At 65.3% G+C, this 24,266-nt stretch carries 23 protein-coding genes; 15 read left to right on the top strand and 8 right to left on the bottom strand.

Annotated features, from left to right (window positions below; all coding sequences use genetic code 11):
- Positions 1–9: 9 nt before the first annotated feature.
- The 5 genes from cobN to DPM35_RS11120 are packed head-to-tail and all read left to right on the top strand — an operon-like array spanning position 10 to position 7,173.
- A complete protein-coding gene (gene cobN, locus DPM35_RS11140) occupies positions 10–3,555 on the top strand; it encodes a cobaltochelatase subunit CobN (RefSeq protein WP_112127341.1) in 3,546 nt (1,181 codons plus the stop codon).
- On the top strand, positions 3,552–5,033 hold the full coding sequence (cobG, locus tag DPM35_RS11135) for a precorrin-3B synthase (RefSeq protein WP_112127340.1): 1,482 nt from the start codon (positions 3,552–3,554) through the stop codon (positions 5,031–5,033). The genes cobN and cobG overlap by 4 nt, the downstream gene beginning before the upstream one ends.
- The gene (locus DPM35_RS11130; protein WP_112127339.1) at positions 5,034–5,666 is read left to right on the top strand and encodes a precorrin-8X methylmutase; all 633 of its coding nucleotides are present in this window, start codon (positions 5,034–5,036) and stop codon (positions 5,664–5,666) included.
- A gap of 8 nt (positions 5,667–5,674) precedes the next feature.
- Complete coding sequence (locus tag DPM35_RS11125; protein WP_425373353.1) at positions 5,675–6,412, top strand: precorrin-2 C(20)-methyltransferase; 738 nt, start codon at positions 5,675–5,677, stop codon at positions 6,410–6,412.
- Positions 6,409–7,173 carry a precorrin-3B C(17)-methyltransferase gene (locus DPM35_RS11120; protein WP_112127337.1) on the top strand — a complete coding sequence of 255 codons (765 nt, stop codon included), beginning with the start codon at positions 6,409–6,411 and terminating at the stop codon, positions 7,171–7,173. Before DPM35_RS11125 ends, DPM35_RS11120 begins: the two co-directional genes overlap by 4 nt.
- On the opposite strand, the gene DPM35_RS11115 is transcribed toward DPM35_RS11120, so the two are convergent.
- Positions 7,137–7,904, bottom strand: a complete 768-nt coding sequence (locus DPM35_RS11115; RefSeq protein WP_112127775.1) for a cobalt-precorrin-6A reductase — start codon at positions 7,902–7,904, stop codon at positions 7,137–7,139. The two genes, DPM35_RS11120 and DPM35_RS11115, sit on opposite strands and share 37 nt — an antisense overlap.
- A gap of 1 nt (position 7,905) precedes the next feature.
- Here DPM35_RS11115 and cbiE point away from each other — a divergent pair, with 1 nt between their 5' ends.
- From cbiE to cobT, 7 genes are read left to right on the top strand one after another with little or no spacing between them, the layout of a single operon-like run.
- The gene (gene cbiE, locus DPM35_RS11110; RefSeq protein ID WP_112127774.1) at positions 7,906–9,144 is read left to right on the top strand and encodes a precorrin-6y C5,15-methyltransferase (decarboxylating) subunit CbiE; all 1,239 of its coding nucleotides are present in this window, start codon (positions 7,906–7,908) and stop codon (positions 9,142–9,144) included.
- Positions 9,141–9,527: a cobalamin biosynthesis protein gene (locus DPM35_RS11105; protein WP_112127336.1), complete on the top strand. Its 387-nt coding sequence runs from the start codon at positions 9,141–9,143 to the stop codon at positions 9,525–9,527. The genes cbiE and DPM35_RS11105 overlap by 4 nt, the downstream gene beginning before the upstream one ends.
- Positions 9,524–10,288: a precorrin-4 C(11)-methyltransferase gene (gene cobM / locus DPM35_RS11100; protein WP_112127335.1), complete on the top strand. Its 765-nt coding sequence runs from the start codon at positions 9,524–9,526 to the stop codon at positions 10,286–10,288. Before DPM35_RS11105 ends, cobM begins: the two co-directional genes overlap by 4 nt.
- A gap of 14 nt (positions 10,289–10,302) precedes the next feature.
- Positions 10,303–11,100: a uroporphyrinogen-III C-methyltransferase gene (gene cobA / locus DPM35_RS11095; RefSeq protein WP_112127773.1), complete on the top strand. Its 798-nt coding sequence runs from the start codon at positions 10,303–10,305 to the stop codon at positions 11,098–11,100.
- Positions 11,097–12,413 carry a cobyrinic acid a,c-diamide synthase CobB gene (locus tag DPM35_RS11090; protein WP_112127334.1) on the top strand — a complete coding sequence of 439 codons (1,317 nt, stop codon included), beginning with the start codon at positions 11,097–11,099 and terminating at the stop codon, positions 12,411–12,413. The genes cobA and DPM35_RS11090 overlap by 4 nt, the downstream gene beginning before the upstream one ends.
- Positions 12,410–13,177 carry an adenosylcobinamide-GDP ribazoletransferase gene (locus DPM35_RS11085; RefSeq protein WP_112127333.1) on the top strand — a complete coding sequence of 256 codons (768 nt, stop codon included), beginning with the start codon at positions 12,410–12,412 and terminating at the stop codon, positions 13,175–13,177. The genes DPM35_RS11090 and DPM35_RS11085 overlap by 4 nt, the downstream gene beginning before the upstream one ends.
- A 24-nt stretch (positions 13,178–13,201) precedes the next feature.
- Positions 13,202–14,227, top strand: a complete 1,026-nt coding sequence (gene cobT, locus DPM35_RS11080) for a nicotinate-nucleotide--dimethylbenzimidazole phosphoribosyltransferase (protein ID WP_112127332.1) — start codon at positions 13,202–13,204, stop codon at positions 14,225–14,227.
- A gap of 171 nt (positions 14,228–14,398) precedes the next feature.
- Here cobT and DPM35_RS11075 read toward each other — a convergent pair whose 3' ends face one another.
- The gene (locus DPM35_RS11075; RefSeq protein ID WP_112127331.1) at positions 14,399–15,238 is read right to left on the bottom strand and encodes a hypothetical protein; all 840 of its coding nucleotides are present in this window, start codon (positions 15,236–15,238) and stop codon (positions 14,399–14,401) included.
- Between the two features lie 747 nt (positions 15,239–15,985).
- On the opposite strand from DPM35_RS11075, the gene DPM35_RS11065 reads away from it, so the two are divergent.
- From DPM35_RS11065 to DPM35_RS11055, 3 genes are all read left to right on the top strand, one after another.
- Positions 15,986–17,605 carry an OFA family MFS transporter gene (locus DPM35_RS11065; RefSeq protein WP_112127772.1) on the top strand — a complete coding sequence of 540 codons (1,620 nt, stop codon included), beginning with the start codon at positions 15,986–15,988 and terminating at the stop codon, positions 17,603–17,605.
- A 63-nt stretch (positions 17,606–17,668) separates the two neighbouring features.
- On the top strand, positions 17,669–18,595 hold the full coding sequence (locus tag DPM35_RS11060) for a bestrophin family protein (protein ID WP_112127329.1): 927 nt from the start codon (positions 17,669–17,671) through the stop codon (positions 18,593–18,595).
- A gap of 69 nt (positions 18,596–18,664) precedes the next feature.
- Positions 18,665–18,880 carry a hypothetical protein gene (locus DPM35_RS11055; RefSeq protein ID WP_112127328.1) on the top strand — a complete coding sequence of 72 codons (216 nt, stop codon included), beginning with the start codon at positions 18,665–18,667 and terminating at the stop codon, positions 18,878–18,880.
- 333 nt (positions 18,881–19,213) lie between these two features.
- Here the strand turns inward: DPM35_RS11055 and DPM35_RS11050 are convergent, their stop codons facing one another.
- The 6 genes from DPM35_RS11050 to DPM35_RS11025 form a co-directional block, all read right to left on the bottom strand.
- Entirely contained in the window at positions 19,214–19,924 is a 711-nt protein-coding gene (locus DPM35_RS11050) for an HAD-IA family hydrolase (protein ID WP_112127327.1), read from the bottom strand.
- Positions 19,921–20,628: a phosphoglycolate phosphatase gene (gph, locus tag DPM35_RS11045; RefSeq protein WP_112127326.1), complete on the bottom strand. Its 708-nt coding sequence runs from the start codon at positions 20,626–20,628 to the stop codon at positions 19,921–19,923. The genes DPM35_RS11050 and gph overlap by 4 nt, the downstream gene beginning before the upstream one ends.
- On the bottom strand, positions 20,625–21,311 hold the full coding sequence (gene rpe, locus DPM35_RS11040; RefSeq protein ID WP_112127325.1) for a ribulose-phosphate 3-epimerase: 687 nt from the start codon (positions 21,309–21,311) through the stop codon (positions 20,625–20,627). Before rpe ends, gph begins: the two co-directional genes overlap by 4 nt.
- Positions 21,308–22,255 carry a CbbX protein gene (cbbX, locus tag DPM35_RS11035; protein WP_112127771.1) on the bottom strand — a complete coding sequence of 316 codons (948 nt, stop codon included), beginning with the start codon at positions 22,253–22,255 and terminating at the stop codon, positions 21,308–21,310. Before cbbX ends, rpe begins: the two co-directional genes overlap by 4 nt.
- A gap of 128 nt (positions 22,256–22,383) precedes the next feature.
- The gene (locus tag DPM35_RS11030; protein WP_112127324.1) at positions 22,384–22,770 is read right to left on the bottom strand and encodes a ribulose bisphosphate carboxylase small subunit; all 387 of its coding nucleotides are present in this window, start codon (positions 22,768–22,770) and stop codon (positions 22,384–22,386) included.
- Positions 22,771–22,794: 24 nt separating this feature from the next.
- Entirely contained in the window at positions 22,795–24,258 is a 1,464-nt protein-coding gene (locus tag DPM35_RS11025) for a form I ribulose bisphosphate carboxylase large subunit (RefSeq protein WP_112127323.1), read from the bottom strand.
- Positions 24,259–24,266 lie beyond the last annotated feature (8 nt).

Raw genomic sequence — 24,266 nt, 5'->3', positions numbered from 1 at the left:
CAGACCGCGATGCATATCCTCGCCACCACATCCGCTTCGCTCGACGATCTCGCCGAGCCGGTCGACCTCAGGCAGACGCCTGCGGATGTCGTGGCCCTATCCTTCACCGACAGCGATCTCGCCGGCGTGGCCGCCGCCTGGAAGGCCGATGCGGAGCGGCTGCCCTCGATGCGGCTTGCGGCCCTGCGCGACCTGCGCCATCCGATGTCGGTCGATCTCTGGATCGACAGCGTGGCCCGCCACGCCAAGGTCGTCCTCGTCCGCATCCTCGGCGGTTACGACTGGTGGCGCTACGGCTGCGACCAGCTGGCAGCGATGGCGCGCGAGCGCGGCATAAAGCTGGCGCTGCTGCCCGGCGAAAGCCATGACGAGGACCCGCGGCTGATTGAAGCCTCGACCCTGCCGCGCGCTGAGCTGGATGCGCTGCTGGGCTATTTCCGCGAAGGCGGCCCGGCGAACATGGCGGCGCTGGTGCAAAGGCTGGCAAGGCTTGCGGGGTCGGATGCGGCAGTTGCCGAACCGGTCGGCGTGCCGAAGGCTGGATATTATGAGCCTGGGCTGGGAGTTGTCGAAAAGCCTGTCTTATCGAGCGTTGGCGACGCCGACAACGTCGGCTCCCCCATCATTCCCATCCTCTTCTACCGCTCGATGCTGCTGGCCGCCGACGTCGCGCCCATTGATGCGCTCGTCGCCGCCTTGCGTGCGCAAGGCTTGGCACCCGTGCCGATCTTCGTGTCCAGCATCAAGGACCCGGCATCCCTGGCCTTCGTCGAAGCCGCCCTCGCCTCACTGAACCCCGCCGCTATCGTCACCGCCACGGCCTTTGCCTCGGGCGCCGAACCCGGCGCCGAAACCCTGTTCGACCGTGCCGGCGTGCCGGTGTTCCAGGTCATCGTCGCCACGACGCGACGCGATGTCTGGGAGAAGAACCAGCGCGGCCTGGCGCCCGCCGATCTCGCCATGCATGTCGTCCTGCCCGAGCTCGACGGCCGCATCCTGGCCGGCGCTATTTCCTTCAAGGGCGAAGTCGAGACAGACCCGGCGCTGGCTTTTCGCGCTTTCGCCAACCGGCCGGAGGCGGATCGAGTCGCGCAGGTCGCCAGGCGGATCGCGGCGTTCATTCGCCTGCAGCGGACGGATCGGGCAAAGCGCAAGCTTGCCATCCTGATCCCGGATTATCCGAGCGCGCCTGGACGGACCGGCTACGCCGTTGGGCTGGACGTGCCGTCGAGCGTGCTCGCCATGCTGCATGACCTGAAAGAACAGGGCTATCCGGTTGATGGGATTCCACAATCGCCTCGGGAATTGCTGTATGCGTTGGAGGTGGGCGGGCACGGGTTGAGTTCAGAAGACTACCTGCGCATGTCCACGGAACTGCCGGAAGGCGCGCATGACGCAGTCAGGGCTGCCTGGGGGAGCGCGGAAGGCCGGATAGGGTTGCGCGAGGCCCCCCTCTCTGTCCTGCCGGACATCTCCCCCGCAGGGGGGGAGATCAATTTGTCGCCACCGCTTTCGCCAATCGCCAGCGTTGCAGGAATGGCGCCGTCGGCGGAACTGCCAATCTCCCCCCTTGCGGGGGAGATGTCCGGCAGGACAGAGAGGGGTGTTCAGGCGCCAACCTTAGCGCACTTCCCCTTCCGCGCCGCGACCTTTGGCAACATCACCGTGGCCCTCGCCCCCGACCGCGGTCGTTCCGCCGACCGGCGCGCCGACTACCACGACCCGACGCTCCCCCCGCGCCACGAGCTGATCGCCTTCGGCCTCTGGCTGCGGAAATCGCTCGGCGTCCATGCCATCGTCCATGTCGGCGCGCATGGCACGCTGGAATGGCTGCCGGGCAAGACCGTCGCGCTCTCCGACACCTGCTTCCCCGAGATCGTCACCGGCTCGCTGCCGGTCATCTATCCCTTCATCGTCTCCAATCCTGGCGAGGCGGCGCAGGCCAAGCGCCGCATTTCGGCCGTGACCCTCGGCCATCTGCCTCCGCCGCTGACCGGCGCCGGCCTCGATGAGGCCCAACAGAAGCTGGAGCGGCTGGTCGACGAGTATGCCCAGGCCGACGGTCTCGACCGTCGCCGCCGTGACCGCCTTGCAAAGCTGATCGTCGAGACGGCGCGAAAGACCGGACTTGCCTCGGAAGCCGGCGTCGCCAAGACCGATCAACCCGACGAGGCGCTGCGCCGCATCGATGCCTGGCTCTGTGACCTCAAGGATTTCGCCGTCAAGGACGGGCTGCATGTCTACGGCCGCGCGCCGGAAGGCGAGACAGATCCTCTGCGCCGGCAAAGCGCGGCAGCCGAAAAAGCGAACCTGCTTGGCGCGCTCGACGGCCGCCACATCAAGGCGGGTCCCGCCGGCGCGCCGGCGCGCGGCCGTTCCGACGTGCTGCCCACCGGCCGCAACCTCTTCACCTCCGATCCGCGCACCATGCCGACACCGACTGCCTACGATCTCGGCCAGGCGGCAGCGGAAGAGGTGGTGCGCAGCTATATGCAAAGCCATGGCGACTGGCCGCGCTCGCTGGTCATCGACCTCTGGGGCTCGGCCTCGCTGCGCACCGGCGGCGAGGAGATCGCCCAAGGCCTGGCGCTGATGGGCTGCCGGCCGCAGTGGGATGCCGCAACGGGGCGCGTCACCGGCATCGAGGTGCTGCCGCCGGCCGCGCTCGGCCGCCCGCGCGTCGACGTTACATGGCGCATCTCCGGCCTGTTCCGCGACATGTTCCCGACTCAGATTGCGCTGATCGACGCCGCCGCCACCGCGGTCGCCAGCCGCGACGAGGAAGACTCGGAAAATCCGCTAGCCGCTGCGACCCGCGCGCAGGGCAAGGTCAGCCCGCGCATTTTCGGCACCTCGCCCGGCACCTATGGCGCCGGCGTCGAGGATCTGCTGTCGCGCGGCGAATGGGGCGCGCGCGAGGAGATCGGCCGCGCCTATCTCGACGCCACCTCGCACGCCTATGGCGGCGCCGACGGCGAGGCGATCGCGGCGCCCGGCGCTTTCGAGGGACGCATTGCCGAGGCCGACCTCCTCGTCCACACCGGCGACGACCCTGGCCGCGACATCCTCGAAGGCTCGGCCGACGTCGCCTTCATCGGCGGGTTTTCGGCGGCGCTTGCCGCACTTGGCCGGAATGCCGACGTCATCGTCCTCGACACGACCGATCCGAAGAAGCCGAAGCCGCGCTCGGTCAGCGAAGCGGTTTCGCGCGTGGTCCGCGCCCGCGCCGTCAACCCGCGCTTCATCGCCGGCCAGATGCGCCACGGTCCGCGCGGCGCCTCGGAATTCGCCGAGACGGTCGACCGTCTCGTCGGCTTCGCCGAAACCACGCATGCCATATCGGGAACGCTGATCGAGGCGGTGCACGACGCCTATGTCGGTAACCCGGATGTCCGCGCCTTCCTGTTGCGCGAGAACCCGGCAGCCGCAAAAGTCATCGCCGAACGGTTCCTGTCGGCGCGCCGGCGCGGCCTCTGGCATCCGCTCAGAAATTCCATCGACGACGATCTCGCGGCCTTGATCGCCGAGGCCGAGGCAAGCGGGGTGGCGGCATGAACGCCTTCTCACGCCGCGGCGCCTGCCCTGCCTTGAGCGCTCCGATGCAGACCGGCGACGGGCTTTTGGTGCGGCTCAATCCTGTTGATGGAGGACTTTCGCCCAAGTCGCTGATCGGACTGGGCGAATCCGCCCTGCGCCACGGCAACGGCATCATGGAAGTGACCGCGCGCGGCAGCCTGCAGATCCGCGGGCTGAGCGCGGAAAGCGCAAGGCTGCTCGCGGCAGAGGTGGATGCTATGGGCATTGCGGTGCGCAGCGGCGTGCCGGTCGAGACCGGGCCGCTGGCGGGTGTCGATCCGCAGGAGATTGCCGATCCGCGCCCGCTGGCTGAGCGGATCAGGGTGGCGATTGAAGAGGCTGGGGTGACGGCACGGCTCGGGCCGAAAGTGTCGGTGGTTGTCGACGGCGGTGGGCAACTCACGCTGGATGCGGTGGGAGCCGATGTGCGGCTCAAGGCGGTGCGGACCGGCGAGCATGTTTGTTGGGACGTGTCGGTTGCGGGTGACGCACGCACTGCAAGACCGCTCGCGACGGTCAACGCGGATGCTGCGCGCGACATTGCTGTGGCCGCACTCAGGATGGTTGCCGAGAGAGGCAGAGAGGCTCACACACGGGATTTGTCGGAGCGACAGTTGGCCTCTCTCGCAGCTTGGCACTCTGTTGCCCCCCTCTCTGTCCTGCCGGACATCTCCCCCTCAAGGGGGGAGATTGGCAGTTCCCGCGACAGCTCTCCACCTCCAGCGTTGGAGATTGGCGAAAGCCGCGGTGACAAGGCAATCTCCCCCCTTGAGGGGGAGATGTCCGGCAGGACAGAGAGGGGGGTGCAGGAACGCCAGCCTGCGGGAGGTCCCATTGGCACCTTCAAACTCAACACCGGCCACGCCCTCGGCATCGCCCTACCTTTCGGCAGCATGCCGGCCCAAAATCTCATCGACCTCGCAAGCCAAGCCTCAACCCTTGGCACCACCGAAATCCGCCTCTCCCCCGGCCGTGCCTTGCTTGTCCTCGGCCTCTCCCCCACCACCAGCGCCTCGCTCCGCGCCTCCGCCACCCCCCTCGGCTTCGTCACCTCCCCCACCGACCCGCGCACCCGCATCGCTGCCTGTCCCGGCACGCCGGCCTGTGCTTCCGGCCGCATCGCCACGCGCGCCATGGCCGAGACAATCGCAACTGAAAGCCCCGAACTGTTCGACACCTCGCTGACGCTGCACATTTCCGGCTGCGCCAAGGGCTGCGCGCATCCGGGCACCGCGGCGCTGACATTGGTCGGCGACGAAAACGGAGCCGGTCTTGTCGTGGACGGGACGGCAAAGGCCCTTCCTGCCGGATACAGGCCAGGCTATGACGCCGCGCGCGGGGTCGCCGCCATTGCGGCGGCGGTCCGCCGAGAACGACATCAAGGCGAAACCGCCGCCGTTTGCCTCACAAGGCTTGGCGCTGTCGGCATCGCCGAACTCTATCGACGGAACCATTGAATGGCCGCCTACGACTATATCCACGACGGGATGGCGATCTACGAGCGCTCTTTCGCCATCATCCGAGCCGAGGCTGACCTCAAGCGCTTCTCCGAGGCCGAAGCCGATGTCGCGATCCGCATGATCCATGCTTGCGGCCAGGTCGAAGCCGCCAGCCATTTTGTGTTCTCGAACGGTTTCGTCGCCGCGGCGCGCGCCGCATTGGCCGCCGGCGCGCCGATCTTCTGCGATGCCGAGATGGTGGCGCATGGCGTCACGCGCGCCCGGCTGCCGGCCGGCAATGAGGTGATCTGCACGCTGCGCGATCCGCGCACGCATGACATCGCCAAGGAAATCGGCAACACCCGCTCGGCCGCGGCGATCGACCTCTGGGGCGAGCGCATGGCAGGTTCGGTCGTCGCCATCGGCAACGCGCCGACCGCGCTCTTCTATCTGCTCGAAAAACTGCGCGACGGCGCGCCGAAGCCGGCGGCGATCATCGGCATGCCGGTTGGCTTCGTGGGTGCTGCAGAATCGAAAGATGCGCTGGCCGATAATTCCTATGGCGTGCCCTACGCCATCGTGCGCGGCAGGCTGGGCGGCAGCGCCATGACCGCCGCCGCGCTCAATTCCTTGGCGAGGCCCGGCCTGTGAACGCGATCATGAAAGGCCGTCTTGTCGGCGTCGGCACCGGCCCCGGCGACCCGGAGTTGCTCACGCTGAAGGCCGCGCGGGCGTTGGCCGAAGCCGATATCGTCGCCTATTTCGCCAAGCGCGGCAACAACAGCAATGCGCGCGCCATCGTCGAGGCCCGTTTCCGCCCGGACATGATCGAGCTGCCGCTGCTCTATCCGGTGACGACCGAGATCGACAAGGATCACGACGACTACCGCGCGCAGATCAGCGATTTCTATGAGCAGTCGGCCGAGCAGGTCGCCGAGCATCTCGGCGCCGGCAGGATGGTGGCGGTGCTGTCGGAGGGCGATCCGCTCTTCTACGGCTCCTACATGCATCTGCATGTGCGCCTGGCGCACCGTTTCCCGACCGAAGTCATCCCCGGCATCACCGCCATGTCCGGCTGCTGGTCGCAGACCGGTCTGCCGATCGTCCAGGGCGACGACGTGCTGACCGTGCTGCCGGGCACGATGAGCGAGTTCGAGCTGACCCGCCGCCTCGCCGACACAGATGCCGCCGTCATCATGAAGGTCGGCCGCAACCTGCCGAAGATCAGGCGCGCGCTGGAGGCAACCGGCAAGCTGGCCAAGGCCGTCTATGTCGAGCGCGGCACCATGCCGGGCAGCGTCTCGATGCGGCTCGCCGACAAGCCGGACGACAAGGCGCCCTACTTCGCCATCGTGCTGGTCGCCGGCTGGTCGGGCCGGCCCGGAGCCAAAGCATGAGCGGACGCCTTACCGTCATCGGTCTCGGACCCGGTAATGCCGACCAGGTTACGCCGCAGGCTGCCAATGCCGTCGCCGAGGCTTCCTTCTTCTATGGCTACAAGCCCTATCTCGACCGGCTGGACCTGCGGCCGGACCAGACGCGCATCGCCTCTGACAACCGCGAGGAGCTTGCTCGCTCGAACGAGGCACTGACCAAGGCTGCCGAGGGCCACAACGTCGCCGTCGTCTCCGGCGGCGATCCCGGCGTCTTCGCCATGGCGGCTGCCGTCTGCGAGGCGATCGAGGCTGGCCCCGTGGAATGGCGCGCCATCGACCTCTCGGTCGTCCCCGGCATTACCGCCATGCTTGCGGTCGCGGCCCGCATCGGTGCGCCGCTCGGCCACGATTTCTGCGCCATCTCGCTCTCCGACAATCTGAAGCCGTGGGAACTGATCGAGTTGCGCCTGCTGGCGGCAGCCGGAGCCGGCTTCGTCATCGCGCTCTACAACCCGATCAGCAAGGCCCGCCCATGGCAGCTTGGCCGCGCCTTCGAATGCCTGAAGGCGATCCTGCCCGGCACCACGCCGGTGATCTTCGGTCGCGCCGCCGGCCGGCCGGACGAGCGCATCGAGGTTTTCCTGCTCGCGGACGCCGATGCGGCAAAAGCCGATATGTCGACCTGCATCATCATCGGCTCGCCCGAAACCCGGATCATCAAGCGGGGCGAAAAACCCGCGCTGGTCTACACGCCGCGTTCGGCAACGGGGTCGAAAAGATGATCGACCTTTGCCGCCAGCGCATCGACGGTTTCAGCCGAGGGCACGTCCGGCAAAGGCGGTCGGCGGATGATGACCACCTCGATACCGAGCGCCCGCGCGGCGGCGATCTTGCCATAGGTCGCCTCGCCGCCGCTGTTCTTGGAAACGATAACGTCGACGTCGTATTTTTCGAGCAACGCTCGTTCATCCGCCTGCGGGAAGGGCCCGCGCGCCAGCAGGTAGAGCGCATCGGGCACGGCAAGCTTCGGCTCGACCGGATCGACGCTGCGGATCAGGTAGCAGTGGTGCGGCGCGGCCTCGAAGGCGCCGGCCTCCTGCCGGCCGATCGCGAGGAAAACGCGGCGCGGCGCCGTGCCGAGCGCACTTGCCGCCTCGGCGACACTGTCGACCACCGTCCAACGATCGCCCGCGACAGGCTCCCAGCCGGGCCGTCTCAAGGCAAGGATCGGCACGCCGGCTCGCTCGGCGGCCTCGGTGGCATTGGCGGAAATACGAGCAGCGTATGGATGCGTGGCGTCGATCAGCAGATCGACTTGTTCGTCGCGAAGATAGGCGGCCAATCCCTCCGCGCCGCCAAAACCGCCGACGCGCACCGGCACGCCTTGCGCGACCGGACTTTCGGTGCGGCCGGCGAGCGACAGCGTGACGGAAAAATCCTTGCGACGAGCCAGCATCCCGGCCAGTTGCCGGGCTTCCGTGGTTCCGCCGAGGATCAGAATGCGGTGGGTCATCATGCCTGCTAAGGGTCCGCGCGCCAAGCCCGCCTCAAAATGGCTCACCATCGTCGGCATCGGCGAGGACGGTGTAGCGGGTCTCGGCGACGAGGCCAAGCAGCGCATCGCGCAGGCTGAGGTGGTATTCGGCGGCAAGCGGCATCTCGCCCTCGTCTCGTCCCTGGCCAACGGCGAAACCCGCTCATGGCCGACGCCCTTCGATGCCGAAATGCGCGACGTGCTGGCGCTCAAGGGCAAAGAAATCTGCGTGCTCGCGTCCGGCGACCCGTTCTTTCACGGCGTCGGCGTCACGCTCGCGCGCAAGGTGAAGCCGGATGAGATGCTCGTTCTCCCAGCGCCGTCGTCGCTCTCGCTGGCCGCCTCCCGTCTCGGCTGGGCGTTGCAGGACGTCGAGACCATCTCGCTGCACGGCCATTCGATCGACCTGATCCGGCCACTGCTCCATCCGGGCGCGCGTATCCTGGCGCTGACCTCCGACAGCGAGGCACCGGAGGCCATCGCCGGACTGCTCGACGAACTCGGCTTCGGCCCGTCGCGGCTGACGGTGCTCGAAGCGCTCGGCGGCCCCGATGAGGCGCACCGCGTCGCTCGCGCAGATGCTTTCGATCTCAAAAATATCAACCCGCTCAACGTGCTGGCGCTTGAAATTGAAACGACGCCGGATGCGCGCATCCTGCCTCTGACCGTCGGCCTCGCCGACCATCTGTTCGAGCATGACGGGCAGATCACCAAGCGCGAGATCCGCGCCATCACGCTGTCGGCGCTGGCGCCACGGCGCGGCGAGCTGCTGTGGGACATCGGCGCAGGCTCCGGCTCGATCGGCATCGAATGGATGCTGGCGCATCCCTCGCTGCGCGCCATGGCCATCGAAGCCAACGGCGAGCGCGCCGCCCGCATCGCCCGCAATGCCACGCATTGCGGCGTGCCCGGCCTTGTCGTGGTCGAAGGCACAGCACCCAAGGCCTTTGCCAAACTGGAGACGCCGGATGCGATCTTAATCGGCGGCGGCGGCAGCGATGCCGGCGTGCTGGAGAAGGCGATCAAGGCGCTCCGTCCCGGCGGTCGGCTGGTCGCCAATGCGGTGACGCTGGAGATGGAGGCGCTGCTGCTCGACCAGCACAACAGGCGCGGCGGCGACCTCACCCGCATCGCCCTGTCGCGCGCCGCACCAGTCGGCTCCATGCAGGGCTGGCGCCCGGCCATGCCAGTCACCCAGTGGAGCTGGACAAAACCATGATGGTCGCGGGCATCGGCAGCCGCAAAGGCGTGAGCGTCGAAGAAGTTTTGGCGGCGATTGAGACCGCGCTTGAGGCGCATGGCCTCGCGATGACGGCGCTTTCGGCGCTGGCGACCGCCCCGCTCAAGAAGGATGAGGCGGCGATCTCCGCCGCCGGCCGCGCGCTCAACCTGCCGGTGGTCATCGCCGATGACAGGGTCCTGCAGCTGGCCTCGCCTGGCGCTCGCAGCCGTTGCGATCTCTCGCAGAGCCGCGCCGGCACGCCGTCGGTTTCGGAGGCGTCCGCCCTCGCCGTTGCCGGAGCCGGTGCAAGACTGCTCGGACCTCGCACGGTGCTTGGTCCGGTCACCTGCGCGATCGCCATCAGCGGAGACGCGCCATGACCGTCCATTTCATCGGCGCGGGTCCAGGAGCGGCCGACCTCATCACGCTTCGCGGCGCGCGGCTGCTGGCCAGTTGCCCGGTCTGCCTCCATGCGGGCTCGATCGTCGCGCCGGAGCTGCTCGAACATTGCACACCCGGCACCAAGTTGATTGACACCGCGCCGATGTCGCTCGACGAGATCGAGGCTGAATATGTCGCCGCCCACAAGGCCGGCCAGGATGTTGCGCGCCTGCATTCCGGCGACCTCTCCGTTTGGAGCGCGGTAGCCGAACAGATCAGGCGGCTGGAAAAGCACGGCATCCCCTATACGCTCACCCCAGGCGTGCCGTCCTTCGCGGCGGCGGCGGCGGCACTGCGCCGCGAGCTCACCATTCCCGAGCTCGCGCAAAGCCTGGTGCTGACCCGCGTTTCCGGCCGCGCCTCGAAAATGCCGCCAGGCGAGACGCTGGCCGGCTTCGGCCGCACCGGCGCGACGCTTGCCATCCATCTTGCCATCCATGCCATCGACCGCATCGTCGCCGATCTCACGCCGCTTTACGGCGCCGAGTGTCCGGTCGCGGTCGTCTTCCGCGCCTCCTGGCCGGACGAGCGCATCCTGACCGGCACGCTCGGCACCATCGAAGCGCAATTGGCGGAAAACCCGATGGAGCGCACGGCGATCATCTTCGTCGGCAGCGCGCTCGCGGCGCAGGATTTCGGCGAAAGCTCACTCTACGACGCCCACTACCAGCGGCGTTTTCGCGGACGGGACGGATTGTGAACGGCAGCGCCAACATGAACGGACGGGCTACGGTTGAGCAGGCGTTGGCGCGGCTGAACTTCAAGCCGCGTGAGCTGGAACCCGGCCATGTCTGGCTGGCCGGCGCCGGCCCCGGCGACCCCGGCTGCCTGACGCTGGAAGTGCTGGCCGCGCTCGGACAATGCGACGCGCTGGTCTACGACGCGCTGGTCTCGCCCGAAGTCGTGGCGGTAGCCCAGGGCGCCGAGCTCTTCTACGCCGGAAAGCGCGGCGGCCAGCCCTCGATGAAACAGGACGACATCAACGCCCTGCTGGTGCGGCTGGCGCGCCAAGGTCGCCGCGTCGTGCGGCTTAAGGGCGGCGATCCCTATATTTTCGGCCGCGGCGGCGAAGAGGCCTTGGCGCTCGCAGGAGAAAAAATTCCGTTCCGGGTGCTTTCCGGCCTGACCTCGGGCCTCAGTGCATTGGCCGCCACCGGCATTCCCGCCACCATGCGAGGCATCAACAAGGCCGTCATCCTGGCGACCGGCCACGCCGCAGGCACCGATGATGACATCGATTGGGCAGCCATCGCCCGCACCGGACAGCCGGTCGTCGTTTATATGGGCATGGCCAATCTGCCGGTGATCGCGGCAAAGCTGCTCGAGGGCGGTCTCGCGCCATCGACACCCGCCGCGGTGATTGTCGCTGCGACCACCCCACAGGAGCGGATCGTTGTCGCCACACTCGCCACCATAGCGGACGAAGCCGCAGCGGCCGGACTCGCCTCCCCGGCGCTGATCGTGGTCGGCGGCATCGTCGCCATGCGCGCGGCATTGGCGGGCGAAGAATGACGGCGCGCGCGATCATCATCGGTGCGCCGCGCTCCGGCTCGGGCAAGACCAGCGTCACCATCGGCCTGCTTCGCGCGCTCGCCCGGCGCGGCCTGAAAGTGCGCGGCGCGAAGTCCGGACCGGACTATATCGACCCCGGCTTCCACACCGCCGCCACCGGCTTGTCCGGCGTCAATCTCGACAGCTGGGCGATGTCGCCTCCCCTCCTCAACGCGCTGGCGGCCCAGGCCGCGCACGACGCCGAATATGTCATCCTCGAAAGCGCCATGGGCCTGTTCGACGGCATTCCCGCGCCGCAAGGCCGCTCGGGATCGGCCGCCGATCTTGCGCGGCTCTACGGCCTGCCGGTGCTGCTGGTGCTCGACGTTTCCGGACAGTCGACCACAGCGGCCGCCGTCGCCAAGGGTTTTGCCACCTACGATCCGGATGTGCGCATGGCCGGCGTCGTGCTCAACCGCCTCGGCAGCGAACGCCACCGCCGGCTGTCCGGCGACGCGATCGAAGCTATCGGCCTGCCGGTGGTTGGCGCCATCCTGCGCGATCCGACGCTCAACCTGCCGGAGCGGCATCTAGGCCTCGTCCAGGCCGGCGAATACGAGAACCTGATGGCGCATCTCGACCGGCTGGCCGATATGGTGGAAAAGTCGCTCGACATCGACGCTATCCTGGCGCTGGCGACACCGCTCGAACCGGCGGCCGGCGACTTCGGTGACGCGCTGCAGCCGCCCGGGCAGCGCATCGCGCTGGCCGAGGACGCCGCCTTCACCTTCCTCTATCCGCATGTCGCCACGCATTGGGGCAAGGCCGGCGCCGAGATCGTGCCTTTCTCGCCGCTTGCCGACGAAGGGCCTTCGCAGGACTGCGAGGTCTGCTGGCTGCCTGGCGGCTATCCCGAGTTGCATGCAGGCAAGCTTGCCGCCGCGACGAACTTCCAGGCGGCAATGGCGCGCTTTGCGGCGACGAAGCCTGTTCATGGCGAGTGCGGCGGCTTCATGGTGCTGGGCGAAGTGCTGGAGGACGCGGAGGGGACAAGCCACAGGATGCTCGGCCTGCTTGGCCATTCGACCAGCTTCGCCAGGCGCAAGATGAACCTTGGCTATCGCGAGGCGCGGCTGCGTGCCGACTGCCCGTTAGGGCCGCAGGGCACGTTGATCCGCGGCCATGAATTCCACTATGCGCAGATGACCGCCACCGGCAATGACGAGCCCTTGGCCGACCTTGCCGATGGCCAGGGCAACCCGCTCGGCGCTTCAGGCTACCGGCGCGGCCATGTCAGCGGGACCTTCTTCCACGCCATTGCGAGGGGCGCATGAGCGGCCCTTCCGCACCAAGGCAATTGCTTGACGATATTGGCCTCAGCCTCGTCTTCTTCACCCGGCTAAGGCTGCCCTCGAGCGATTTCGGCGGCCGCAACCTGGCGGATGCGATCTGGGCGGCGCCCTTCGCCGGTCTCGCCGTGGCGATCACCGGCGCGCTCGTCTACGCCATCGCCTACAGTCTGGGTCTTGCCGGCGGCCCGGCGGCGGCGCTCACCCTCGCCGCGACGATGCTCGCTACCGGCTGCCTGCACGAGGACGGGCTTTCCGACATCGCCGACGGCTTTTGGGGTGGCAAGACGCGCGACAGGAAACTGGAGATCATGCGCGACAGCCGCATCGGCGCCTACGGCGCCGCCGCGCTTGGGCTGTCGCTGCTCATCCGCTGGAGCGCGCTGTCCGAACTCGCCGGTCCGAGCCACATCTTCCTGGCGCTGCTTGCCGCGCATGCGGCCTCGCGCGGCCTGTTCGGCGTCTTCATGCATCTTCTGCCGCCGGCCCGAGCCGATGGCCTATCCGCCAATGCGGGCTCCGTGACCACCGAGACCGCCGTCATCGGTGCCGCGCTCGGCGCGGTGGCGCTGCTGGCGCTCGGCCTCGGCGGCGCGATCGCGGCGCTCATCTTGCTCGGCTTGCTGTTTGCCGCCTTCCGCTCGCTCTGCCTTAGCCAGATCGGCGGCCAGACCGGTGACACCATAGGCGCACTGCAGCAGCTCGGCGAGATCGCGGTGCTGCTTGTCGCTTCCGTTTGCCTTTCCTGATTCTCTTTCGGAGACCTTGCCCCCATGTCCTCCCAATCAACGTCCTTCAAATCACTCGAAGACCTTCGCGCCGCCTGCCTCGATCTCTCCGCCGGCAGCGACACCTCTGCCGGCGCCGTCGCCCGCCGCCAGGACACACTGACCAAGCCGCCGGGCAGCCTTGGCAGGCTGGAGACGATCGCCGCCTGGCTGGGCCGCTGGCAAGGCCGCGACATGCCGAAGCTCGATCATGTGAAGGTCTTCGTCTTTGCCGGCAATCACGGCGTCACCGCTCAGGGCGTCTCGGCCTATCCCTCCGAAGTCACAGTCCAGATGGTGGCGAATTTCGCCGGCGGCGGCGCGGCCATCAACCAGTTGGCCCGCATCGCCGGCGCCAAGCTGGACGTCATCCCGCTCGACCTCGACCATCCGACCGGCGATTTCACGCAGGTTCCGGCGATGGACGAAAAGGCGTTCCTCGCCGCCGTCTCAGCCGGCTACGACGCCGTGACCAAGGACCTCGACCTCGTCTGCTTCGGTGAGATGGGCATTGGCAATACCACCCCGGCGGCCGCGATCTCGACGGCGTTGTTCGGCGGCGGTGCGGAAAAATGGACCGGACGCGGCACCGGCGTCGACGATGCGGGCATGAAGCGCAAGGTGGTCGCTATCGAGGCGGGCCTCAAGCGCCACGCCGATTCGCTCTCCGACCCGCTGAAGATTGCCGCTGCCCTTGGCGGACGCGAGCTCGCCGCCATTCTCGGCGCCACGCTCGCCGCGCGCAAGAACAACGTGCCGGTGCTGCTCGACGGTTTTGTGTGCACCGCAGCCGCGGCACCCCTGGCACGGCTGCATCCGACCGGCCTCGCCCACACCATCGCCGCCCATGTCTCGGCCGAAGCTGGCCACCGCCGCCTGCTCGAAGCGCTCGGCCTGCCGCCGCTGCTCGATCTCGGCATGCGGCTCGGTGAAGGTTCCGGCGCCTGCCTTGCCGTCAACATCGTTCGCTCGGCGCTGGAATGCCACGCGAAGATGGCGAGCTTCGCCGAGGCCGGTGTTTCGGAGAAGTAGACGACGACGCCCGGATCGGGCTCGGCGCTTTCGCCGCGGCCTTCCATCCGGCAATGCGCAAGACAGAGGGCGTTTCGCCTTTCCGTGAAACGGCGAAACGCCCTAGTCAGTTTCCGAAGGATCGAAGGTGCAATGCCGCCCGGTTGCTATCCAGGCGGCCGAAGGACATCCTCATTGCGACGAGGCAGTGAACCCGCATTGCTTCTGTTCCATCTCGATCTGCTTGGTGATGCGGATGGCGTTTTGCGCGTAGGCCTCCGTCACGGAGCCGCTGTTGACGGTCTTGTCCTTCAGCGGGCTCACGGCTGCGCAGAGATGGAAAACATGCGGCTCCGACGACTTCGCGGCCCCGTTTTCCGGCGCGATCCAGTAAACGACATCCTGACCGGCGGGGTGACTCGCGTCCTTCGTCGCCGCTGTCACCGCTGAGGTATCCGCGGCGATTTCCTGAGCCTGGGCGGCGACGTCGGGCGAACAGGCGGTGGTCGGCTGCCCGGCCCTGATCTGGGCCGCGCACGCATTCATGTCCTGGGTGTACTGCTCGACCGATGGGGGCTTGAAGCTGACACCCATTACCGTCGCAAGCACGGCCAGTGCAGCACCGACTCCGCCGGCTACCTTCTTGGTCTGCGGATCCATGTTCTTGTCGGTGAGGATAAGGAAGATCAACGGGAGGAAGGCGATCAGCGTGATGATCGCGCCGAGCTGGTTCTGGAAGAAGAACCTGGCCGTGTCGGATGCCCGGGCCGGGTCGTGCCGGTTGGCTGCCTTCCACAGCAGGTTGCCGGCGATCGCGAATATCGCGATTCCGACCAGAATGCCGATCAGCAGCGGCAGGTTTCCCTGATCGAACTTATGCTTGTAGAACAAAACGATCCCGGCAATCTCGCCGCCGATGGCGATAATCCACGAGAGCGCGGCGAAAAGGCGGAGGCGCGTCGCGGCGGACTTTTGGCCCTGCGTTGCTTGCCAATCTTTGGTGACGTCTGCGGCCGGTTTGTTGTCGGTCATGACCAGTTCCCCTGAAATCGACACTTTTGCAGGGCGGCGTCAATCAAAAGGCCTACTCGCCCGGCGCAGCGTCATTGAACGAAAGTCTCGTCGTCTGCCTTCGCGACGCAGCGAAAATCTCAGCGCCACCGCAGGCCACATCCCATCCATATTGCGCACGAGCGAAGGCGTCCATACCCACGAGGTCTCCAATATGGCGATGGCTTTGCTCTTCTTATCCCGGCTCCAGGCCGATGTTAGGATCCGGAAAGACGATGCCTTTTCGGCAGGCGTAAAGGGCTTGGAACAGGGAAACGCTCCGAGCTTTTCCAACGGAGGACGCCCGACGGTGAAATGATCCTAAGGATCCACTTCCCGACGGTGCTCTTGCGACAACGGAAAGGCTCCTGGTGACACGCGGCTTTGTCACTCCGACCGCAGCGGCGAACTATTGCGCCCAGTTCGTCGACACTATCTTCAGCGTCCAAAGCCCTACTGCATCCGATCCGCCCCACGGATGGCACTCGGCCAGAAGACAGTTTGTCCGACCAAGTGTGGACAGGCTGTCCAAGGTCGCAGAATGGTGCCTAATAAGTACTTGATAATATTACCATTTGAACTGGCACGCCTGTTGCTTTGTCCGTGTCGTCAATGGTCGAGGGCTGTATCTGCCTTGAAAACACCAAGGCGAGCGACCGTCACAGAACGGCCAATGCAACGGGGAGGAACATTGTGACAACCGACGCTAAAATTGAGTTGGATTTTCCGATGCAGGCCGGCCTGCTCGACCGGGCGAGGATCGTGGCCAGGCCCGGGTTCAACCGGTGGCTGGTGCCGCCTGCAGCGCTGGCGATACATCTGTGCATCGGCATGGCTTACGGCTTCAGCGTCTTCTGGCTGCCCTTGTCACAAGTCCTCGATGCGCAACAGCCGGCCGCGTGCGCCGACCTGAACCTTCTTTCCGCGCTGTTCACGACAAGCTGTAACTGGCGCATATCCGACCTTGGCTGGATCTACACGCTCTTTTTCGTGTTGCTCGGCTGCTCCGCAGCGATCTGGGGCGGCTGGCTCGAGAGGGTCGGGCCGCGCAAGGCCGCCGTGGTGGCGGCGTGCTGCTGGTGCGGTGGAATGCTGATAGCGGCCAGCGGGATCGTCGTGCACCAGCTCTGGCTGATGTGGCTTGGCGCAGGCGTGATCGGCGGCATCGGTCTCGGCCTCGGCTACATCTCGCCGGTGTCGACGCTCATAAAATGGTTCCCAGATCGGCGCGGGATGGCGACCGGCATGGCGATCATGGGATTCGGCGGCGGCGCGATGATTGGCGCGCCGCTCGCCAATCTGTTGATCAGCCACTTCAAGACCGTGGATTCCGCCGGCGTCTGGCAGACCTTCGTCGTGATGGCCGCGATCTACTTCACCTTCATGATCGCCGGTGCGTTCGGCTACCGGATCCCCCCGGCCGGATGGCGCCTCGAAGGCTGGGCGCCTCCATCCGCGACAAAGACGTCCATGATAACCACCCGCAACGTGCATCTGCGCGACGCGCACAAAACAAAGCAGTTCTGGATGATCTGGCTTGTCCTTTGCCTCAACGTATCGGCCGGCATCGGCGTTATCGGCATGGCTTCGCCGATGCTCCAGGAAATCTTTGGCGGTCGCCTGCTTGGCCAGCCGGAGTTGGCCTTCAATGACCTGTCGGCCGAGCAAAAGGCAGCGATCGCGGCGATCGCGGCCGGATTTGCGGGATTGCTTTCACTGTTCAACATCGGCGGGCGTTTCTTCTGGGCGACGTTCTCGGACAAGATCGGGCGCAAGAATACCTATTACACCTTCTTCATCCTCGGCATCGCGCTCTATGCGTTGGCTCCAACCGCCGCGCATATGGGCAACCAGGTGCTGTTCGTGGCGATCTTCTGCATCATCCTGTCCATGTATGGCGGCGGCTTCGCCACGATACCCGCCTACTTGGCGGATATTTTCGGAACCCAGTTCGTCGGTGCCATCCACGGGCGATTGCTGACGGCCTGGGCCACGGCCGGCATCCTGGGTCCAGTCATCGTGAACTACATCCGCGAGTTTCAGCTCGCGGCGGGCGTGCCGCGCGCGCAGGTGTACGATTTCACCATGTACATCCTGGCCGGCATCCTGCTGCTCGGCCTTATCGCCAACACGTTCGTGAGACCGCTCAGCGACAAATGGTACATGTCGGATGAGGAGGTCGCCGCCCTGCAAGCCAAATCCGCGGTATCGCAGCCCGGCCCCAGCGGCGGCTTCGGCATCGGCAAGGGTGGGCTCGACGGCAAGGCGCTGCTTGCCTGGACTGCGGTCGGGTTCCCGGTCCTCTGGGGCGTCTGGAACACGCTGAAGAGCACCGCCGCTTTGTTTTGACATCTCGCGGGCGCTGCATCCGTGATGGATGCCATGCCGCCCCGGCAATTACCAGGATGAAGCATGATCGTTCGCGAAACGCCCGGCCTCCTGACCCTCTTCCTGGAGATTCGAGGCTCCGTCATCAGGCGGATCTACCCCAGGGTGCTGATCGTCATGGCGCTGTCGGCGCTCGTCGTCTGGGGACATAGCCGCGAGCCGCAGTTTATACCGCTGGTGGACGGTGCGCCTTTCTCGCTGGTCGGGATCGCGTTGTCCATCTTCCTGGGCTTCCGCAACAACGCCTGTTATGACCGCTGGTGGGAAGGCCGCAAGCTCTGGGGCCGTCTGCTTGCCGCCAGTCGAGATCTCGCCCGCCAGACCATGGTACTGGCCAGGCAGGGCGGAATTGCCACCGGCACGCGTTCCCGCCTTGTTCATTTGAATATAGTATTCGTTGATGAGCTGGTACGTCATTTGCGCTACCATGACCGTCTCAATCAGACTGCGGAAGCAACGCTCTCGCCTGAGGAAAAGGAATTACTTTCGACAACCCGCAATCCACCTGATTACATTTTGCAACTGATGGGAGAAACGTTTGCGCAATTGCGCTGCACGGGAAGCATCACGGACATAGAGTTCTCGCTCTTCGATCGAACCTTGGGTGAAATGAACGGCGTGCTCGCCGGCTGCGAGCGCCTGCGCAACACCCCCGTGCCTTTCGGCTACACGCTCCTGCTCCACCGCACGGCGTATCTGTTCTGCTTCATGCTGCCCTTCGGTCTTGCCGACGTTCTCGGTGCTCTTACGCCCATCGCTGCCGGCGTAGTCGCATACACATTCTTCGGGCTGGACGCACTTGGCGATGAACTGGAGGCGCCGTTTGGAACATTGCCGAACGACCTGCCGATAGCCGCCATCGCCAAATCGATCGAAATCAGCCTGCGACAAGCCTTGGGTGAAGCCGATTTGCCGGAAGTGCCAAAGCCGGTGGATACGATCTTACTTTAGTCTCGCAAATCTTCGCTGTCGGGCCTGCAGCCCGGCACTCGATATTCTAGCGCCGGGTTACAAAAAACGATGCAAAAAGCGACAGGGTTGCTTGCCATTCTTGGTGATAGCATCGAGGCAATAAAGAGCTATCTCGCCACCATAGACCAACAAGAGCTGGAAAACCTCCTTGGTGTGTTGCCGTCACGGTCGCCTGCCGGCAGCGCCGAAATGGTGATGCGTATCCTTGTCTATCGAGAGATCGAAAAGCGCGAAAGCGACGATCCGCCGCGCGAGTTGCACTAGCTGTTTTCTGGGCTTTGGGGGCTCGACACTTCCCTGGCGGGTGCGAGCCTCTCTTTTTTTGGCAAATTTCAACCCTCGACCGAAAAAATTCCATTTACGCGATAGATTTTCTGTAGGGCCGCGCGCGGTCGGCTTTGCGACTTGCCGCGCCTGCATCGGCGCAACGGTGTCTGCGATCTTCCAAAGCTTGTCGATCACGCCAGCGGCCATGGTCGGCGTAATTGCAAAGCGACCGCATTGACCTAGACCCCACCCTCCTTGACAAGCCCATTGGTCAGGCGAGCCAAGCGGCGCAGGTGCATCCGCATGGTAGGTTCTGACGCTCAAGCTGACTCACCACCTGCTGCCCGACAGCACAATCTTGTCACTGCCGGACTGCAGGAAATCCCGGTCGTTCAGCAGATCCTCGACAGTGTCGAGAAGAAGATCGGCACCGCCGAAGTCGTCGTCTGCACTGTAGATGCTCGGTGTTACGACAGTGCGCAGGCCGACTTCTTTCGCTGCGAGCAGGCCGTTGCGCGAGTCCTCGAAGGCAAGGCATTCGCCCGCCTCGAGACCGAGATCGGCCAGGACGAGGCGATAGACCTCGGGATCGGGCTTCTTGGCCTCGACGTCCTCGCCGGTCCTGATGCTTGCGAACCAGCCGCTGGAGCCAGGGCCGAGCGTCGCCTCCAGCAGGGCTGTTACATTCGGACGGCTGGTCGTGGTCGCTATGGCCAGCGCCAGATCGTTGCCACGGGCATGGTCGATGAGAGCGGCAACGCCTGGCCGCAGCGTGATCGAACCTGCCTGGATCCGCTCGTTGTAGATCTCTGTCTTGCGTCGATGAATGGCCACAGCATCAACATGGGCGCCGACGCGCCGCGCATATTCCAGGATGCGTTCGCGGCCGCCGGTGATGCGCAGCAGGTCGCGATAGAGATCGCGGTCCCACTTCCAGCCAAGGCCACGTTCCATGAAGGCGGTGTTGAAGGCTCCGCGATGGAGCTCCTCGGTTTCGGCCAATGTCCCATCGACGTCGAAGAGGAGTGCCCGGATCGTCATGGGCTCGCCTCCTCCGTCAGGCCGAGCACCGCCGGCAGCGCGTTGAGATCGGCGATCACGAGGTCGGCGCCGAGCTCGTCCACCGGCCGGTCGCAATAGCCGCCGCGAACCAGGATGCAGGCGATCCCTGCCGCCCGCGCCGAGGCGAGGTCGGCACCGCTGTCGCCAACGAGAACCGTTTCGCCGGGCGGCACACCTAGGCGATCGCACGCGGCAAGGAGCATGTCGGGTGCCGGCTTTTTCGGATAGCCGCTGTCGCCGCCGACAACGGTTTCGATGTCGGGCAAGAGGTCGAAATGAGCAAGGATCGTGTAGGAAAATGCCTCCGGCTTGTTGGTGACGACGGCGCAACCGATGCCGTCGGCGCGCACGGCGCGTACCGCCTCCGCCGAGCCGGGACGCAGGGTTGTCAGATCAGTGAGATGACGAGCATAAACTTTGTTCATCGCGGCATGCCGTCCAGCAAGCGCTTGCGACGAAAGCGTCACGCTGCGGGCTTCGAATGCGCGCTCGACCAGCTTCTCCAGTCCGTGGCCGATCATCTTGCGCACCGCCGAGACCGGATGAGGCTCGATCCCGTCTTGCGTCAGAAGTTCATTCACGGCCGCCGCGATATCGGGCGCGGAATCAACCAGCGTCCCGTCGAGGTCGAAAAGGACAGCAGCGGGCTGGATACGCCGCCAGGCCTTGGACGGTTCGCTCATGCCGCGCGCGCCCCCGCGCTGTGGTCGGCTGCCTCCCTGATGGCCTTGATGTTCCTGGCGTAGGCTTCCTCGGCCGCTCCCTTGAACACCGCGGATCCCGCCACCAGGACGTTCGCGCCGGCGCCGGTCACCAGAGGAGCCGTTTCCGGGGTGACGCCGCCGTCGATCTCGATATCGATCGGCCGATCGCCGATCAGGGCCTTCACGCGCCTTATCTTCTCCACCACCGCCGGGATGAAGGCCTGGCCGCCGAAGCCTGGATTGACCGTCATCAGAAGCACGAGATCCAACCTGTCGAGCACATATTCGATGACATTTTCGGCCGTCGAGGGATTGAGCGACACGCCGGCCTTCTTGCCGAGATTGCGGATCGCCTGCAGCGAGCGGTCGAGATGCGGACCAGCTTCGGCATGGACGGTGATGTAGTCGCAGCCAGCGTCGGCGAAAGCGGCGAGATAGGGATCGGCCGGCGCGATCATCAGATGGCAGTCGAACACTTTGTCCGTGCGGTTGCGCAGCGCCTTGATGACAGGCGGCCCGAAGGTGATGTTCGGCACGAAGTGACCGTCCATCACATCGAGATGGACCCAGTCCGCGCCGGCGCGCACGACGCTCTCCACTTCCTCGCCGAGTTTCGAAAAGTCCGCTGAAAGAATTGACGGGGCTATGATGGTCTTGCTCATTTGTCGGCCCTCCCTGGGCTCGCGGCCTTGTTTCCGGGCATGGTGAACACCCGGCTCACGCTTATGTCCTCGGCCGAAATCGTCGACAGGGCCACTGCATCGAGCGGACCTGTCGAAGTCTCGAAGAGGCGGTTGGCTTGCCTGAGCCGCGCCCGGTCGAGCGCGTTGCGAATCGAGCGCGCATTGGCAAAATGCGGTTGCTGGCGCCGCAGTTCGATGTAGCGCGCCATCAGTTCGTGCGCCTTCTCGTCGAACCGGTAGTTCTGCTGGGCAAGCATGCCATCGGCAATCTCGAGCAACTCGTCGTCCGAATAATCGGGAAAATCGATATGGTGGGCGATGCGCGAGCGGAAGCCCGGATTGCTCTCGAAGAACTTGTCCATGCGGTCGGCATAGCCCGCCATGATGACTACAAGGTCCTCGCGGTTGTTCTCCATCACCTGCAGCAGGATCTCGATGGCTTCCTGGCCGTAATCGCGTTCATTGTCCGGCCGATAGAGGTAATAAGCCTCGTCGATAAAAAGCACCCCGCCCATGGCGCGCTTGAGCACTTCCTTGGTCTTCGGCGCCGTGTGGCCGATATATTGCCCGACGAGATCGTCGCGCGTCACAGAGACGAGATGGCCCTTTCGCACATAGCCCAATCGATGCAGGATGTTGGCCATCCGCATGGCCACCGTGGTCTTGCCGGTGCCGGGATTGCCCGCGAAGTTCATGTGCAGCGTCGGTGTGTCGTGGGTCAAGCCCAGCGATTTGCGCGCTCGCTCGACCACGAGCATCGCGGCGATCTCGCGGATGCGTTGCTTGACCGGCTTGAGCCCGATCAGTTCGCGGTCGAGCTCGTCGAGCACCTCGGCAACGCCCGATTTTTCATATTCGGCCTTAAGGTCGACAACCTTCGGCGACCCGTCATTGTCGATCGCGGCCTGAGTTTCGGCGCTCATGATCTGCGGCTCCCTGTTGTCTGCTGTTCCTTGTTCACCCACCCTGGCCGAGGCCGCCATCTCGGCCTTGGGCACGCCCACTGAAACAAAGCCAGGGGAATGCCTTGCCAGGGTGGCCGTCGATCACATCACGCGACCTTCCAGGAGTAGCGCTGGCTCCGACCCCGGATGTCGGTCCGGGTCAGCTCGATCTTCGGCTCGACCTTCGGCCGGTTGACGATGAAGGACATCGTCACCGTCTCGAAGCCGCGCGTCGAATCGAAGGCGTTGAGCCGGATGTAGCTGTCGCCATGGGCCTTGCGGGCCTCAGCGAGCTCCATCATCACGCCCTTCGCGTCCTTCAGGTCGAACATGGGATGCCCCCACATTTCCCAATAGGTGTTCCGCGGATGCGGACTGTCGGTGTACTCGATGCCGATAGCCCAGTTGCGTCCGAGGCAGTACTCGACCTGAGCAGTGACCTGCTCGTCGGTCAGATCGGGCAGGAAGGAAAAGCAGCCCTGAGTGATACGCATCTCGTTGTCCTCCTGTTGCTGGGATCACATGGCAACCGACGGCGTCGGAACGAAGTCCGAGGTGTCCGTCGATGCATAGTTGAAGGTGATGTTGCCCCAGGTATCGAGCGCGGATTCAAGCGGTTTGCACCACTTGGCGGCCTTGCGCAGAATCTCGGGACCTTCGTTCTTGATGTCGCGGCCCTCGTTGCGGGCCAGGACCATGGCTTCCAGGGCGACGCGGTTGGCCTGAGCGCCGGCCTGGATACCCATCGGATGGCCGATCGTGCCACCACCGAACTGCAGGACGACATCGTCGCCGAACATGTCGAGCAACTGGTGCATCTGGCCAGCATGAATGCCGCCCGAGGCAACAGGCATGACCTTGGCAAGGTCGGCCCACGGCTGCTCGAAGAATAGCCCGCGCTGCAGGTCGACCTCGTTCTTGCCTTCGCGGCAGATGTTATAGAAGCCCTGGACGGTCATAGGGTCGCCTTCCAGCTTGCCGACAGATGTGCCGGTATGCAGGTGGTCGACCCCTGCCAGGCGCAGCCACTTGCTGATCACCCGGAAGGAGATGCCGTGGTTCTTCTGCCTCGTGTAGGTGCCATGCCCGGCGCGGTGCATGTGCAGGATCATGTCGTGCTGACGGCACCATTCCGAGATGGATTGGATTGCCGTCCAGCCGACGATCAGGTCGACCATGACGATGACCGAACCGAGTTCGTGGGCGAATTCGGCGCGCCGGTACATCTCTTCCATCGTGCCGGCAGTGATGTTGAGGTAGTGGCCCTTTACCTCGCCGGTTTCCGCCGTGGCCTTGTTGACGGCCTCCATGCAGTAAAGGAAGCGGTCGCGCCAATGCATGAAGAGCTGCGAGTTGATGTTCTCGTCGTCCTTCATGAAGTCGAGACCGCCCTTGAGGCCTTCGTAGACCACGCGGCCGTAGTTCTTGCCCGACAGGCCGAGCTTCGGCTTGGTCGTGGCGCCGAGCAGTGGCTTGCCGAACTTGTCGAGCCGCTCGCGTTCGACGACGATGCCGGTCGGCGGCCCTTTGTAGGTTGTCACATAGGCGGTCGGCAAGCGCATGTCCTCAAGGCGCGCGGCCTTGAGCGGCTTGAAGGAGAACACGTTGCCGATGATCGAGGCCGTCAGGTTGGCGATCGAGCCCGGCTCGAACAGGATGAGGTCGTAGGCGACCCAGCAGAAAAACTGCCCCGGCTGGCCGGGAACCGGTTCAACCCGGTAGGCCTTGGCGCGGTACTGGTCGGACGCCGTCAGACGATCCGTCCACACCACGGTCCAGGTCGCCGTCGAACTTTCGCCGGCCACCGCGGCAGCTGCCTCGATCTCATCGACGCCGTCCTGCGGCGTAATGCGGAACAGCGCCAGCAGGTCGGTGTCCTTCGGCACGTAGTCGCCGTTCCAGTAGCCCATCTGGGCATATTTCAGGACACCTGCCTTGTATCGTTCCTTGCCCTTGATCTCAGTCTTGGCATCACTTGTCATGTCACTTC

It is taken from the genome of Mesorhizobium atlanticum (genome assembly GCF_003289965.1).
GTDB lineage: Bacteria > Pseudomonadota > Alphaproteobacteria > Rhizobiales > Rhizobiaceae > Mesorhizobium > Mesorhizobium atlanticum.
Note: the sequence above shows the minus strand (reverse complement) of the source record. Positions and strands in the feature narration are given on the sequence as shown.

What these genes read in the sequence shown, in the direction of transcription:
- DPM35_RS11060 (WP_112127329.1), top strand. Translation starts at nt 17,669, where the DNA reads ATGATCGTTCGCGAAACGCCCGGCCTCCTGACCCTCTTCCTGGAGATT.
- DPM35_RS11065 (WP_112127772.1), top strand. Translation starts at nt 15,986, where the DNA reads ATGCAGGCCGGCCTGCTCGACCGGGCGAGGATCGTGGCCAGGCCCGGG.
- cobA (WP_112127773.1), top strand. Translation starts at nt 10,303, where the DNA reads ATGAACGGACGGGCTACGGTTGAGCAGGCGTTGGCGCGGCTGAACTTC.
- cobM (WP_112127335.1), top strand. Translation starts at nt 9,524, where the DNA reads ATGACCGTCCATTTCATCGGCGCGGGTCCAGGAGCGGCCGACCTCATC.
- cobG (WP_112127340.1), top strand. Translation starts at nt 3,552, where the DNA reads ATGAACGCCTTCTCACGCCGCGGCGCCTGCCCTGCCTTGAGCGCTCCG.
- rpe (WP_112127325.1), bottom strand. Translation starts at nt 21,311, where the DNA reads ATGAGCAAGACCATCATAGCCCCGTCAATTCTTTCAGCGGACTTTTCG.
- DPM35_RS11125 (WP_425373353.1), top strand. Translation starts at nt 5,675, where the DNA reads ATGAAAGGCCGTCTTGTCGGCGTCGGCACCGGCCCCGGCGACCCGGAG.
- DPM35_RS11085 (WP_112127333.1), top strand. Translation starts at nt 12,410, where the DNA reads ATGAGCGGCCCTTCCGCACCAAGGCAATTGCTTGACGATATTGGCCTC.
- DPM35_RS11030 (WP_112127324.1), bottom strand. Translation starts at nt 22,770, where the DNA reads ATGCGTATCACTCAGGGCTGCTTTTCCTTCCTGCCCGATCTGACCGAC.
- DPM35_RS11050 (WP_112127327.1), bottom strand. Translation starts at nt 19,924, where the DNA reads ATGACGATCCGGGCACTCCTCTTCGACGTCGATGGGACATTGGCCGAA.
- cbiE (WP_112127774.1), top strand. Translation starts at nt 7,906, where the DNA reads ATGCCTGCTAAGGGTCCGCGCGCCAAGCCCGCCTCAAAATGGCTCACC.
- DPM35_RS11115 (WP_112127775.1), bottom strand. Translation starts at nt 7,904, where the DNA reads ATGACCCACCGCATTCTGATCCTCGGCGGAACCACGGAAGCCCGGCAA.
- cbbX (WP_112127771.1), bottom strand. Translation starts at nt 22,255, where the DNA reads ATGAGCGCCGAAACTCAGGCCGCGATCGACAATGACGGGTCGCCGAAG.
- DPM35_RS11130 (WP_112127339.1), top strand. Translation starts at nt 5,034, where the DNA reads ATGGCCGCCTACGACTATATCCACGACGGGATGGCGATCTACGAGCGC.
- DPM35_RS11090 (WP_112127334.1), top strand. Translation starts at nt 11,097, where the DNA reads ATGACGGCGCGCGCGATCATCATCGGTGCGCCGCGCTCCGGCTCGGGC.
- cobN (WP_112127341.1), top strand. Translation starts at nt 10, where the DNA reads ATGCATATCCTCGCCACCACATCCGCTTCGCTCGACGATCTCGCCGAG.
- DPM35_RS11025 (WP_112127323.1), bottom strand. Translation starts at nt 24,258, where the DNA reads ATGACAAGTGATGCCAAGACTGAGATCAAGGGCAAGGAACGATACAAG.
- cobT (WP_112127332.1), top strand. Translation starts at nt 13,202, where the DNA reads ATGTCCTCCCAATCAACGTCCTTCAAATCACTCGAAGACCTTCGCGCC.
- DPM35_RS11120 (WP_112127337.1), top strand. Translation starts at nt 6,409, where the DNA reads ATGAGCGGACGCCTTACCGTCATCGGTCTCGGACCCGGTAATGCCGAC.
- DPM35_RS11075 (WP_112127331.1), bottom strand. Translation starts at nt 15,238, where the DNA reads ATGACCGACAACAAACCGGCCGCAGACGTCACCAAAGATTGGCAAGCA.
- DPM35_RS11055 (WP_112127328.1), top strand. Translation starts at nt 18,665, where the DNA reads ATGCAAAAAGCGACAGGGTTGCTTGCCATTCTTGGTGATAGCATCGAG.
- gph (WP_112127326.1), bottom strand. Translation starts at nt 20,628, where the DNA reads ATGAGCGAACCGTCCAAGGCCTGGCGGCGTATCCAGCCCGCTGCTGTC.
- DPM35_RS11105 (WP_112127336.1), top strand. Translation starts at nt 9,141, where the DNA reads ATGATGGTCGCGGGCATCGGCAGCCGCAAAGGCGTGAGCGTCGAAGAA.